General features: G+C 34.1%; 13 protein-coding genes and 1 pseudogene. 6 read left to right on the top strand and 8 right to left on the bottom strand.

The genetic code is table 11. The features are described 5' to 3' along the window. Positions 1 to 10 precede the first annotated feature (10 nt). Together CJF42_RS04555 and ilvC are read right to left on the bottom strand one after the other, a co-directional pair. A complete protein-coding gene (locus CJF42_RS04555) occupies positions 11 to 1,918 on the bottom strand; it encodes a methyl-accepting chemotaxis protein (RefSeq protein WP_095365547.1) in 1,908 nt (635 codons plus the stop codon). Positions 1,919 to 2,092: 174 nt separating this feature from the next. Beyond that, positions 2,093 to 3,568, bottom strand: a complete 1,476-nt coding sequence (gene ilvC, locus CJF42_RS04550; protein ID WP_095365546.1) for a ketol-acid reductoisomerase — start codon at positions 3,566 to 3,568, stop codon at positions 2,093 to 2,095. Between the two features lie 135 nt (positions 3,569 to 3,703). On the opposite strand from ilvC, the gene ilvY reads away from it, so the two are divergent. The 5 genes from ilvY (at position 3,704) to CJF42_RS04525 (ending at position 7,982) form a co-directional block, all read left to right on the top strand. Then, complete coding sequence (gene ilvY, locus CJF42_RS04545; RefSeq protein ID WP_095365545.1) at positions 3,704 to 4,600, top strand: HTH-type transcriptional activator IlvY; 897 nt, start codon at positions 3,704 to 3,706, stop codon at positions 4,598 to 4,600. A gap of 123 nt (positions 4,601 to 4,723) precedes the next feature. After that, on the top strand, positions 4,724 to 5,566 hold the full coding sequence (locus CJF42_RS04540; RefSeq protein ID WP_170940473.1) for a MipA/OmpV family protein: 843 nt from the start codon (positions 4,724 to 4,726) through the stop codon (positions 5,564 to 5,566). Between the two features lies 1 nt (position 5,567). Continuing rightward, the gene (locus CJF42_RS04535; RefSeq protein ID WP_252097521.1) at positions 5,568 to 5,966 is read left to right on the top strand and encodes a DUF3019 domain-containing protein; all 399 of its coding nucleotides are present in this window, start codon (positions 5,568 to 5,570) and stop codon (positions 5,964 to 5,966) included. A gap of 11 nt (positions 5,967 to 5,977) precedes the next feature. Continuing rightward, the gene (locus CJF42_RS04530) at positions 5,978 to 6,667 is read left to right on the top strand and encodes a response regulator (protein ID WP_095365543.1); all 690 of its coding nucleotides are present in this window, start codon (positions 5,978 to 5,980) and stop codon (positions 6,665 to 6,667) included. Between the two features lie 136 nt (positions 6,668 to 6,803). Beyond that, the gene (locus CJF42_RS04525; RefSeq protein WP_353651671.1) at positions 6,804 to 7,982 is read left to right on the top strand and encodes an ATP-binding protein; all 1,179 of its coding nucleotides are present in this window, start codon (positions 6,804 to 6,806) and stop codon (positions 7,980 to 7,982) included. Positions 7,983 to 8,155: 173 nt separating this feature from the next. Here the strand turns inward: CJF42_RS04525 and CJF42_RS04520 are convergent. The 6 genes and pseudogenes from CJF42_RS04520 to CJF42_RS04500 all read right to left on the bottom strand — a co-directional run bounded on the left by CJF42_RS04520 (position 8,156) and on the right by CJF42_RS04500 (position 12,887). Next, positions 8,156 to 8,911, bottom strand: a pseudogene (locus CJF42_RS04520) (hypothetical protein). Positions 8,912 to 8,978: 67 nt separating this feature from the next. Then, positions 8,979 to 9,197: a DUF3820 family protein gene (locus CJF42_RS04515; protein WP_095365541.1), complete on the bottom strand. Its 219-nt coding sequence runs from the start codon at positions 9,195 to 9,197 to the stop codon at positions 8,979 to 8,981. A gap of 186 nt (positions 9,198 to 9,383) precedes the next feature. Beyond that, complete coding sequence (locus CJF42_RS04510) at positions 9,384 to 9,668, bottom strand: hypothetical protein (protein ID WP_095365540.1); 285 nt, start codon at positions 9,666 to 9,668, stop codon at positions 9,384 to 9,386. 330 nt (positions 9,669 to 9,998) lie between these two features. Continuing rightward, on the bottom strand, positions 9,999 to 11,570 hold the full coding sequence (locus CJF42_RS04505) for a cation:proton antiporter domain-containing protein (protein ID WP_095365539.1): 1,572 nt from the start codon (positions 11,568 to 11,570) through the stop codon (positions 9,999 to 10,001). 633 nt (positions 11,571 to 12,203) lie between these two features. Then, positions 12,204 to 12,347, bottom strand: coding sequence for a hypothetical protein (locus CJF42_RS27200; protein WP_170940472.1), 144 nt, complete (start codon positions 12,345 to 12,347; stop codon positions 12,204 to 12,206). Between the two features lie 357 nt (positions 12,348 to 12,704). Continuing rightward, entirely contained in the window at positions 12,705 to 12,887 is a 183-nt protein-coding gene (locus tag CJF42_RS04500) for a hypothetical protein (protein WP_095365538.1), read from the bottom strand. Positions 12,888 to 13,056: 169 nt separating this feature from the next. On the opposite strand from CJF42_RS04500, the gene CJF42_RS04495 reads away from it, so the two are divergent. Further along, entirely contained in the window at positions 13,057 to 13,800 is a 744-nt protein-coding gene (locus tag CJF42_RS04495; protein WP_095365537.1) for a sporulation protein, read from the top strand. Positions 13,801 to 13,876: the final 76 nt, after the last annotated feature.

The raw sequence follows: 13,876 nt of genomic DNA, 5'->3' as shown, positions 1-13,876 counted from the left end.
TAGGTTTACTTTAACTTTTTAGTTTAAAGCTATCGACTAGTGCATCCAAAGATTGTGCATTAACAGAGAGAGACTCTATCGCGCTCTCAATCGTGATTTGATTATTCATTGATTCTTCATTAATAACACTGATAGTTTCTACATTTTGACTTACATCAGTGACAACTGCATTTTGCTCTTCTGTAGCTGTTGCAATAATTGTTGCCATATCATTTATTTGTTCTATTTTTTCAACTACTTCAGTTAAGTGCGACACTGTTTGCTCCATAGAGCTTACACTATGTGTTGCATTTGATTGTGATTTTTGAATATCTGTCACAACTTGTTGAGAAGTACTGTTTAACTCTTCAATCATTTTTTGAATTTGATCTGTCGAGTCAGAAGTACGTTTTGCTAAGCCTCTGACTTCATCAGCTACAACAGCAAAGCCTCGACCATGATCTCCTGCTCGCGCAGATTCGATAGCTGCATTTAAAGCTAATAAATTAGTTTGCTCTGATATAGAGCGTATTACATCTAAAATAGATCCAATCTCTTGTGTTTTGTTGGCTAATGTATCTATTTTATTGCTGACCAAATCGATATCGGTTGCCAAAGTTTTTATATCTGATTGAGATTGCTGAACTTGGTTTTGTATTAAATAAGCTTGTTGATGATTTTGTTGTGTATATTCAGCCGTGTTGGCGGCACTGCTTGCAACCTCTTGCACCGCTGCGCCCATTTCATTTATTGCGGCTGCAACTGAAATTGTTTGCTCTTTTTGCAAATTCATTTGAGAAGAGTGATGCTGCGCTTGTGAAAATACTTCATCTGAGGTGGTTTTAATTGCATGGCTTTGTTGTAAAACATCACGTAATGCTTGCTCTATCTTATTTAAAAATTGATTAAAACCCATACTAAGTTTGTTTAACTCCGGTTGACTATTTATAGGGAGTCGATAAGTGATTTTACCATCCCCTTGGCCTAACTCTTCAAATAACTGGGTGATTTTTTGCAATGGGGCGCTAATAGTACGTGCTAAATATAAACCAATGATACAGGCTATTATTGCGACTACTACTGAAAAACTAATGATCTTCCAAGTTAAAGAGTCTATTTGTGAAAACACTTCATCTTTTGGTACTTGAGCAATGACAAATAAATCAGTGTTTTCGATTGGGCTTGCAGCTAACAAAATTATTTGGTTTTGGTACTTGGCTTCAATTAACGAAAATTCCGCATTATTCAATAACTGACTTTGGACATTTGAATTATATATTTGATTCAATTTGACCTTTGCAACGAGTTGGTTATCAGAGTGCAGTTTTACTAAACCGGTTTTATCAGCTAAAAAAACAAAACCCGTTTCTTCTATACTGAATTTTTCTAGCAGGCTTTGCATTTCATCTATGCTTTTAGCTAAACCGGCTAATCCTATGCCATTAATCTCTTGGTGATTGATAAACATTTTCACATCTCCAACACTTTCTTGAAAAATACTAATAGAGAAGGGCTGTTTTGAATTCTTAAAGTCATAAAACCAAGCATCTTGAGTACGATTCAGTGTTCTTAGAAACCCTTCTTGATTCCAGTAATCATTAGTTTGCTTATTTGCCCAAGAGGCTGTGGCAAGATCATATTGATTAACTAATCGGTTAAGTTCTTTTATTAATATGTCATCATTTTCTGAGTTTTTGTCAGCCCATTGTTCAATAAATTTGTTACCGGACAATTGTTTGCTAGCCATAAGTAGAATGTTTATTTCTTTGCTTAAGTAATTTTTTATTTCTTTCACTTTACTTGGTAATTCAGATTCAATCATACGTGTTTCAGTAATCGATTTTGCTGATTGGATTGAAGTGATCCCGATAATAGTTGCAACTGCAATAGCAACAAAGGCCGCAACCAAAGCGACTTTTTGAGTAATTGTGATTTTCATAATTAAGGTGTAAATGAAAAAGATACAGCTATGCTATCACATTGTGATTATTGAATAAAAGGTAATAATTGTTACTAATGATTGTGTAAATGCAAAAAAGCCTAGCTAAGGATAGCTAGGCTTTGACAAGCGAAAATTTGAATTTATGATAGCGTCCGTCCGTAAGTATTTCGATTAAACTATTTTTGTCATTGCTGACATGTAACCACGTAAAGTAGTACCGATCACTTCGACTGGATGAGTACGTAATGCTGCATTTACTTCAATTAAACGTGCATTATCAACACTATTAGATGCTGCTGATAAACCTTTACCAATAACATCAGTATCAATATCTACCATGAAATCTTTTAGTAATGGTAGACATGCGTGGTTATATAAGTAACAACCGTATTCTGCAGTATCTGAAATTGTACGGTTCATTTCAAATAACTTCTTACGTGCAATTGTATTAGCAATAAGCGGAGTTTCATGTAGAGACTCGTAATATGCTGATTCGTCTTTTATTCCTGCTGCAACCATAGTTTCAAAAGCAAGTTCAACACCCGCTTTAACCATAGCTATCATTAAAATACCGTTATCAAAGAACTCTTGCTCTGAAATTTCGGAATCTGTGTTTTGTTGTTTCTCAAATGCACTTTGTGATGTTTCTTCACGCCATCCTAGTAATTTAGCATCATCTTCAGCCCAATCAGCCATCATGCCAGCTGAAAAATCACCACCCATGATGTCATCCATATGTTTATTATATAGTGGACGCATGATTTTCTTTAATTCTTCACTTAAATCAAATGCTTTGATTTTTGCAGGGTTAGATAAACGATCTAACATATTTGTTACGCCGCCATATTTAAGTGCTTCAGTGATTGTTTCCCAACCATACTGCACTAATTTTGATGCGTAGCTAGCATCTATGCCTTTTTCTATCATTTTATCAAAACAAAGTAGAGAACCAGTTTGTAACATACCACAAAGAATTGTTTGCTCACCCATAAGATCTGATTTTACTTCAGCAATAAATGAAGATAAAAGTACACCTGCTTTATGGCCACCAGTACCAGCAGCATATGCTTTAGCTTGGGCTAAACCTTTACCTTGAGGATCATTTTCTGGATGAACAGCGATTAATGTTGGTACACCAAATCCGCGTTTGTATTCTTCACGTACTTCAGTACCAGGACATTTAGGTGCAACCATGATCACGGTGATATCTTCACGAACTTTCATGCCTTCTTCAACAATGTTGAAACCATGAGAATAAGCTAATGTTGCAGCTTGCTTCATAAGTGGCATCACAGCAGATACAACAGCAGTATGTTGTTTATCAGGAGTCAGGTTTAGTACTAAATCAGCCCCAGGGATGAGTGCTTCATAGGTACCAACCTGAAATTTGTTTTCAGTCGCATTAATGTATGACTGACGTTTTTCAGTAATCGCTGATTCACGCAATGCGTAGCTTACATCTAGGCCTGAGTCACGAAGATTTAAACCTTGGTTTAATCCTTGTGCGCCACAACCTACAATTACTAGTTTTTTACCTTCTAGTACTTTAACGCCATCAGAAAACTCTGATTCATTCATAAATTCACATTGGCCAAGTTGTGCCAATTGCTCGCGTAATGCTAATGAGTTGAAATAATTCGCTGTCATAATATTCTTCCTACAAAAAAATGAGTTGGTCTTTTTAAACCTTAAGTTCAATCTATACAATTAATTCCCTTGCGTAAAATGATATATTTGCATTAGAGTATTGCATAATGTGAAACATTAATTTTAAAGTGATATATGGATAATCGTTCGCTACAACTATTTCTAGCATTAGCCGAAACTTTACATTTTGGACGCGCAAGCGAGCGCAGTCATATCAGTGCTTCAACACTCAGCCGTAATATTAAACAACTTGAGCAAGAGGTTGGAGTTGAGTTATTTAATCGAGATAACCGTACGGTGAGTTTGACCAAGCAAGGTAAAGATTTTATTGAGTATGCTAATGTGAGTTTGGCGCAATGGCACAGGTTTAAATCTTCTTTAGATGAAAATCATACAGAGCTAACCGGTGAATTAAGTTTGTATTGTTCGGTTACAGCTTCTTATAGTTTTTTATACCGTTTACTTGAAACCTTTCGACAAAATCATCAAAAAATAGAAATAAAGCTCAATACTGGCGACCCTGGGGTTGCGATATCTCGTATATTAGATGGTCTTGAAGATATGGCGATAGCAGCAAAGCCAGATCAGTTACCTTCAAATTTGGCTTTTTGCACTACAGGTTCGTCCTCATTGCAATTTATAGCACCCAAAGTGCAATGTGATATCAGTAAAAAAATATTTGATGCTGGTCAAAATATACCATGGAAATCTTTACTCTATATCGTACCTGAGCATGGTTTAAACCGAAAAAGGTTAGAACATTGGTGGAAAAAGAATCATATTAACCCGCAAGTATATGCACAAGTGGCAGGTAATGAAGCAATTGTTTCTATGGTGAGTTTAGGTTTTGGTATTGCACTTGTGCCTCAAATTGTTTTAGAAAATAGTCCATTACAAAATAAAGTTCAAGTACTGAAAGCCCCATATCATCCTAAAGATTTTGAAATTGGTTTATGTGTTCAACGAAAGAATTTACAAAACCCATTGATACAAGCTATGTGGCAAATCTCTCAAAATTTAAAAAACCCATAAAATGCTTGCTTTGCACTCAAAGGTGCTTTTTTTGTTATCAATTGTAATTATATGGTGTTTGCAACGTTATATCTTGGTAAAATGTGTTTGAAATGCATACTTAAAAATTACAAGGGGACTGTAATGCGTTACATTTTAATGATTTTACTTTGTAGTTTTAGCTTTGCAGTAAGTGCTAAAACAGTGAAAATGGAAGCTTCAAAAGTAGCGCTAGGTCAATGGCATTTAGGCTTAGGTGTGGGCGTAGGCATTGCTAAAAACCCGTTACATGGAGGAGATGACTTCCCTTTATTACTGTTACCCGATATAGCCTATTATGATGAACACCTTTATTTTGATAACGGACAACTTGGTTATACCTTTTTTGATCAACAAAATCATGTCGTGAGTCTAATTGCGGAATTCAATCCGGAGAAAAAATTTTTTGTTTTTTGGAGCCCTTCAAATATTTTTCTTAAAAATACAAACTCTGTTACAAATAAAACAAAACCAGTTATTGAAAATCCTGAAGCCAATAGCATTGATTATAATGAAATCGCCAAACGAAAATGGGCATTAGATTCAGGCATTAATTATCAGTATTTTCATGAGCGTTTTATCGCAAGAGTAAATGTACTGACCGACATCAGTAATATTCACAATGGCTGGCGTGTAGGAGTTGAATTTGCGCACAGTTTTAATATTGGTAATTTAATTGTTCAACCCATAGTGGGGGTTTGGCATAAAACGGCTGAACTCAATAATTACTATTATGGTCTGAGTAAAAGAGATAATGTAGGTATTATATATAAGTTAGATTCTGTATGGCAACCTTATGCTCATCTACAATTAACCTATCCTTTATCGCAAAATAAAGCCGTGTTACTGAAACTAAGTTATGATGACTATTCAGATACAAGTAATAGTCCTTTGTTTAAATATGATTATGCTGTTAATATTTTTATGGGTTTAAAATACATTTTTTAATATGAAATTAAACACAAGTATTGTCATTATTTTTTCGCTCTCACTTTTGTTAACACTAGAGGATGCTGTTGCTAAAAACAGTAGTTCAATGCTAAACGTATCGCCAAAAATCTGTGTGATCAGTCAAGAAAAGCAAGTTTGTGAGTTGACTCTTAACTTTGAATGGAAATTAACCCAACAGCAGGATATTTGTTTGTTAGAAAATGACAAACAAGTGCAATGCTGGCAAAAAACAAGCCAAGCTAAGCTATCTTATAAAGCTTACGTTCAGGTTGAGACTTTATACTCTCTTGTAAATCCAAAAACGGGTAATAAACTGGCTCAAACGAAGGTCGAAGTTCAGAGTTCACATTTAAAAACTCAACGTCGTCGTTTACGTTCCCCTTGGAGTTTCTTTTAAAGGAGAGAGATATGGCTAAAGTATTATTGGTAGAAGATGATTTAGGCTTACAAAAATTAACTCGTGAATACCTAGAGCATAATGGTTTAAAAGTAGAGGAGCTTGATAATGGTGCTCTAGTTATGGCCCATATTGAATCTGATATGCCAGATATTATGATCTTAGATGTCATGCTACCTGGTAAAGATGGCTTTAGTGTATGTAGAGAAGTACGTGATAAATATTCTTTACCAATACTAATGCTAACAGCAAAAGGTGAAGATTTTGATCAGGTAATTGGTTTAGAGCTTGGTGCGGATGATTATGTTATAAAACCAGCTGAACCGCGTGTTTTACTTGCGCGAGTAAATGCGTTATTACGTCGTCATCAACCTCAAAAATCGATTGAAGAATTAAACTTTGGCAATTTAAATATTGATAAAACGAGTCGAATTGTAAAGTTAAGTAATAAAGAAATATTTCTTACGTCTCATGAATTTGAGCTGTTATGGTTATTAGCTAATAGCGCCGGTGAAGTTTTGAATCGAGATCATGTTCATGAAAAAATGATAGGTCGTCAATATGATGGTTTAGATAGAACAGTCGATGTACGTATTTCTCGATTACGTAAAAAACTAGGTGATAATAGCGATAAACCTTATAGAATTAAAACTGTTTGGGGACAAGGGTATTTATTTGTTTCTGACGCTTGGAATATATAATAGCCAATCGTATTAACAACAATTTACATAGTGGATTTACGATTGCTAACAAATAAGGATTAGCAGTTAAATGAGAAAGCTTTTTGTCAGCTTATATCTCTACATTATTATTTCACTATTTCTTCTTAGTGGCACAATGGAAAAGCTATGGCCACACAAAGAAGGTGCTGATGCACTAATGTTAGGCGCTGAATTTAGTCAAAGTTTACTGCTTTTATCAAAATCAGATAACGGAATTCTACAGCTAAAAAATCATTTTTCAGCACAAGAAATTGCGTTATCTGATATCGCATTTTTACCTCACCAAGAAACGAAACTAAATAACGACTTACCTATTTTATTATTTGATACTAAAGATCGCGCTGTTTGGTATATAAAGCTTCAAGAAAATAAACTGCTAAAAATAGGGCCGATATCTGTTGTAGCGCCTGTTTATGATTCAAGCTGGCCGTACTTAATTATTTTAGTATTTATAGGCTTACCTATTGGCTTATGGAGCTATTTTGTTTGGCGTGATTTTGAACGGTTACGAAGTATGTGTGAAAATATGAATGTGCCTGAAGATATGAATTTAGGACCCGGAATACATTCGATTTTATTGCCAATCACAGATACGCTAGCGGCAATGCAAGAACGTATTAAGCGTTTATTGAATTCACAAAAAGAATTAACATCTTCAGTTTCTCATGAGTTTAGAACACCTTTAGCAAGGCTTAAGTTCGCCATTGCTATGATGGATTATAAAGGTCTAAATGAACGAAGCCAAAAGTACATAAATGGCATGAATTACGATATTGTAGAATTAGAGTCATTAGTCACTGAAATGCTTAATTTTGCAAAAATGGATAGAGAAACGCCTGTACTTAATATTGAATCAGTTGATTTAGCTGAACTGGCTGACAACTTAATAGAAAAATTAAGCTTTAACGCACATTGCGCGATTCGTTTAATCTCTGATGATGAACTTTTATATGATTGTGATAGCCATTTCTTAACGCGATCTATTCAAAACTTAATAGGTAATGCGGTTAAATATGCCGATAAACTAGTTCAAGTAACTTTAGTCAGTGCACAAGGCAAAGTATTGATTAAAATAGAAGATGATGGCCCTGGTATAGAAGAAAGTGAATGGGAAAATGTATTTAAGCCTTTCACTCGTTTAGATAAAAGTCGAGATAAAAAGACTGGCAGTTTTGGCTTAGGATTGGCGATTGTAAGTAAAATAATTCAATGGCATAAAGGAAAGTGTTATTTAGAAACAGCGCCATTGGGAGGTGCTTGCTTTGTTATTGAGCTGCCAAATATAAGTAATTGATTAAACTTGATTTTATTTGGGGTAGTCAATGATTGAAAAAGAAAAAGCGCCCTATAGGAGCGCTTTTTTTATTCGGGATAACTGAATTTCAACAAGTAGCACTAACTCAGAGTGTTACTTTTAATAAAGGTTCAAAATTATTTAAGTTTATTTTTATGTGTCCTTTATAATAATCAATCTTTATTTGGAATGTTTTCTAATACTCGAAGTAAAAGTTGATAAAAAGGTTCTACTGTATTAATTTTTACTTTTTCGTCAGGAGAGTGAGGGAAGCAAATAGTAGGACCAAAAGGTACCATATCCCAATGTGGATATGCATCTTTAAATAAACCACATTCTAAACCTGCATGGATCACCACTATATTTTGTAAAGTACCAAACATTGTTTGATAAGTTTCACGTAGAATACCTTTAATTGGTGAGTCTGTTTTAGGTTTCCAGCCAGGATAAGCGCCTGTACACTCGATTGAAGCACCAACAAGTTCAAAAGTAGAGGCTAATCATATTTTGCGTATTTAAACGTGCACTATTTTTCGTTCAGGCACTAGCTAGAACAGCTAAACTAGCTAAAAGGCTAATACCATTATCAGCACCTAAAGTCGTGCCGTTTGCTGTGATCCAGTCACCGTCAATATAAACTTCAATCGGGTTTGTGACAAAGTTATGTTTTTTTATCAGCGTTTTTTTGCGGCACCATATCCATATGAGATTGTAAAATAATGCCTTTTGTATTTTCCATAACAGGTGTCGCGTTTTTTTATGATTTAATTACTAGCTTTATTTTCTTTAATATCAAGTATTAAACCTGCGGCCCATTGCTGGATCCACGCTGATATTTTTTGTTCATGTATACTTGGGCGAGGGATTGAGCTAATTTTTTCGAAAATAGACCAAAGTGCCTTTGTTGATAACTGACTTAATAAATTCACAGTGAGTTCCTATAATAGGTGAGGCTTTTGCCGAGACAAAAAATAAATTAATAAATATCAGAATTAGCTAAGACGGTTTTTGTAGTAAAGGCTTTAACATACCTTCTAAACCATTTAATTTAACTTCGTACATAAGTGCTAATTGTTCCCCTAACTTTCCTTGGGGGAAACCTTGTTGTTTAAACCATACTAAATAAGGCTCTGGTAGGTTTAGTAGAGGACGTCCGGCATACTTGCCAAATGGCATAATCACATTTATCGCTTCTATAAGTGCTTTATTATCCATTAATGTTTATTACCTGTAGCTAGGGAGAGGTAATAATTATACCTAAATCATTTGAAAATATAGTTTGAATGGTTAAATATTTAAAATTAAAGATGAATTGATTGTGTTTGGAAAGGTTAGACCGACAGTGGACAGTGACAGTGTAGTATCGGTCTATTTAAAAGGAGATGTAGGCTTCTTTTTAAATTAGTGAATTACGCTTGATGATTTACGAAAGAAGCCATGTGAATTCAGTGTTTGTTTTATTTTTGGATCATCCAAGCGGCTTGGTACTTTTTGTGCTCTGAGCTCATGACTTTGAGGCACATGGTACATATCCAACATTTTTTGAAAAAGTAACTCTCTGAGTTGAGAAGGACTGATACCTGAGTTTTGAATTTGATCTAACTCTTCTTGCAGTGTTATAAGGTCTTCACTTTTGCGATCCGCAGCGACGGGTTTAAATTGTTGTTTGATTATTCCTTTAGACATTATTTAAGCTCCCACAGGTATTCTTATTAATAAGTATTTCAAATTATGAATAACTTCTTTGTATTAATTAAATCGAAACTAAAGTTTTATCTCGAAAGCTAAGTGTACGATCTTTAACAGATAAATTACTATTCTAGATGTAAAGTTTTGTAAATAGCTTTGAATCTCAAAAATAAAGAGGTGAAATTGTATATATTAATATTTTTTAAAGTATTGATATATAAATGAAAATAATTATCGTTTTTAATATCGGGACGTTTGATTTTTTTGATTACGCTTTGCTATAATTTGGATGGTCCCCATAATTTAATGACTTTACTTATTTTAAACCTAGTTAAATACTTTTGATTTCACATGTTCAGCAAAACCACTACCCGCTTCTAAGTAGAAGTTATAGGTAGAATCGACACCTAAACTTTCTAGTTCTTTTTGCTGATCTGGGTAATTAGCAATTGCTGTAACTTGTCCAGTAAAACCTGAAGCTTTAAGTTGTTCGAGGGCAAAAATATTTTGCATATGCTTAGGCATAGCAAGCATTATCATTTCAACATGAGAGTGATTAACTCTTTGCCAAAAATCAGGATCGGTAGCATCAGCTAAAATTACAAATCGATTTCTTTTAACATGTTTCTCAACACATTCAGGTTTAATATCAACACCTGCAACAGAATCTGGAAAGCTATGGTATATCGTTTCATATGCACCAGTACCGATTCTACCCATACCAAAAATAAGTACTTTTGCCTGGTTTAAATTGACAGGAATTTCATCTTTTAAGCGTTTGTTAGATTCAAATTTTGTTAGCCAATTCTCAAACTTTACATAAATTTCATTAGCGTGATTATTTAAAGGTGACGCAATTATAAAAGTGATTGAAACAGCAATAGCGACAACAGCTAACCATTGTGCTGATATTATTTGGCTGCTAGCAGCCATAGCGCAGACGATTAAACCAAACTCACTGTAATTACTTAAAGTAAAACTACTTAATAATGATGTGCGAGCACGTAGATGAAATATATTAGTTAAGATATAATATAAAATGGTTTTAAAAGGTAAAATTAATACAAACATTAAAGCAACAAATAATGTTTCAAGTGTTATGTCCGCATTTAGACCGATCGTTAGAAAAAAACCAACTAACAATAAATCTTTAAAGGTTAATAGTGACTTTGCTAATTCTCCTGCTTTTTTATGAGATGCAAACAACATACCTATAATTAATGCACCTAAGTCCCCTTTTAAACCCGCAAATTCAAAAGCATGGTAACCAGCGACTAAAGCAAAGAAAAAACCAAATAAAGGTAATATTTCACCATGTTTAGAATGGTTTAAAACCCAAAAAAGCATTGGACGAATTAAAGGTAAAATAGCAAGTAGTGCTAATGCCCACATATTTGGTACCTTACCAGTACTTATGGCTAAAAATATAACCGCAAAGATATCTTGCATAACTAAAATACCAATAGAAATTTTACCATGTAAACTGCCCATCTCCCCTCTTTGCTCTAACACCTTAACCGCAAATACGGTACTTGAAAAACTAAAGGCAAAACCCAGTAATAATGAGGACTCCATTGTTAATTGACTAAATAATGAAAGACCCAAATAGCTCATTAATAGTATGAAGCCAGAAAATAATGCACAGCTGAGAATGATATGTATGCTTGCGGGAGCCCATACTTGCAATTGTGTTAAATTTTTAACTCTCAGTTTTAAGCCAATGCTAAAAAGTAATAGAGTGATTCCTATAGATGCAATTTTAGAAAGTAATTCAGTACTTTCAAAACCTGCGAAATTAAGTATAAATCCAGCAGCTAAAAAGCCAATTAATGGGGGGAGTCTCACTTGTAATATGATGAAGCCACAAATAAATGCGGTTGCGAAAAAAATGATTTCCATAGACTTAAAGTAAAAAAGGAGTTTGATTTAATTGTAACGAATTTAAGAGCTTATTTATATGAGGAAGCACATGTTTTACTCATTTTATAAGTAAAACATGCATGAATTTTATTGATGTTGTTACTTTATACCCATGTTACTTTAAAATGCATGTTTCAAAGCTATCTTAGCGAGCCGAATTCAAGGCGTGTTGATGCAGGAATGTAAGCTACCTTTCAAACTAACGCAACGATGAAGTGGGTTTACTCAGAAGCTTCGTCTCGGCGAGTTTAAACAGGGTTTATGCTGCGTTATTAATTTTGATAAGGGAATAACCTATCTTCAATTAATGCCTTATCTAAATTCTGTTTAATTCTCGCTGAAATCGTGCATTTTGAGGTGTCATGGGTATATATCTATATTAGCTTTAAATACCGCTAACTCTTGATCCCATTGCTTTACCCAAGAATCTAACTCTTTAACATGGCCTCTACTTAACTTCTCAGTATCATTTTCTAACTGTGATGCATCAGCGCGAAAGATTGAGATAAGTAGGAGCTCTCCATTGGTCGCATTTTTAATTTAACTTTTTAAATGAACTTCAACACCCCGATCTCTATCACCGATGGCGTAATTAATACCTGAAATGACAACTTAAAATGGTAATACTTCAAAAAGGGATAAATTTTCCAGTGAAATAGGCATATTGGTGATAGCTGGCTCTATACCCATGTCACTTGGAAATGCAGGTTTCAGAGCTTGGCTAGGATACGAGTACAAGGCATGATTTGAATTCATGGTTATTCCCTGATGATGAATTATAACGCCGTAATTGTTTTCTACCCACACTCCTGTAAGGCAAGACGATAAGCGGCCAACTGCGTTGTTATAATATATGTGTTGAGAATGACTTAACGACACATCTTATGCCTCGCATTTGACACGTTTATCGACTTGTTGAAATCGCGCATTGCCATGTAGCACGGGTATAGTATTGGAAATGGGTTTAGCTACAACCATTTTTAATTGAGAATCGAAATATGTTCTAAAAATATCAGCTGATTTTAGGGGAAACTGTTCTGTGGTTGTTAAAGTAGGGTCATAGATGACAGGTTTAATAAAAAAATTGTGGTTGTAGTGTTTTTATTTTTTGTGTTAACTTTCTAGAAACCAAGACCGTCGAATAGTGCCATCTTTATTGTCTATATTTTCCATTTGTTTGTAATTACTGATAAAACCATTTTTAACTTCGATTGTTTCAGTTGATTTATAACCAGATAAAAAGTTAAGACTCACTCGTAATATTATACTAATGAGGCGTGTAGAGTTTGGTTCCATAATCGGTTAATTCCGGTATAAATTGATTGGAGTTATAGATTACTCTGATAGTTAAATATTAATCTAAATTTAAAAGTTTTTTTATTTTACTGAATAAGATGAAGATTTTCGCTGACAATTACAAATAAATAGCGTTAGTATGCAGGTAAAGAAAAAAGAGGAGTACAAGATGTTTAAAAAGATCTTGGCAACAGTAGGGATCGGCGCTGCAAAAGTCGATACGATATTACAGACGGAACATTTACAACCTGGACAAAAGTTCAGTGCAGAAATTTTAATTCAAGGTGGAGATGTTGAACAAGAGATTTCTGGTTTAGATTTAGCTTTAATGACTAAGGTCAAAATCGAAGGAGAAGATGGGGATTATTTTACTAATCATGTAATTGAAAGTTGGCATATTGTTGATCATTGTACGGTTGCTGCGGGAGAGCTAAAAAGTATACCTTTTGAAGCACGTTTACATTCAGAGACGCCTATTACGGAGTTAAATCAAGGTTTAAATCAAACTCAGGTCTGGTTAGCTACGGGTTTAAATATAGATATGGCATTAGATCCTACTGATAAAGATCCTATTTATGTTTATCCTAATGATGCAGTGAGAACCTTTATGCAAGCAATGGATAGATGTGGATTTAACTTAGTTAAGTCAGATGTTGAAAAAGGTTATTTACAAGCATCCACTTTTCAATCAACTTCAGGGTGTTATCAAGAGTTAGAATACAAACCAAATTCTTCAAGCTTATTTGGTTTAAAAGAAGTGGAGCTATCATTTGTACCTGAAGCTCATAAAACGCATGTTTTAATTGAATTAGACCGAGCATTTAGAGGTGATGGTTATATTGATATGACTATCGAGCATGATCAAGTTAACCTGTCGCAGCTATGTGATCAGTTAGAGCATTTATTAAATTAATATTTAATGTTACAAGATCAATTTTAATACTTGCTCATTTAATTATTAACTAAAAGATAAATATGGCAAAATATAT

It is taken from the genome of Pseudoalteromonas sp. NBT06-2, from assembly GCF_002276045.1.
Classification (GTDB): Bacteria; Pseudomonadota; Gammaproteobacteria; order Enterobacterales; family Alteromonadaceae; genus Pseudoalteromonas.
Note: the sequence above shows the minus strand (reverse complement) of the source record. Positions and strands in the feature narration are given on the sequence as shown.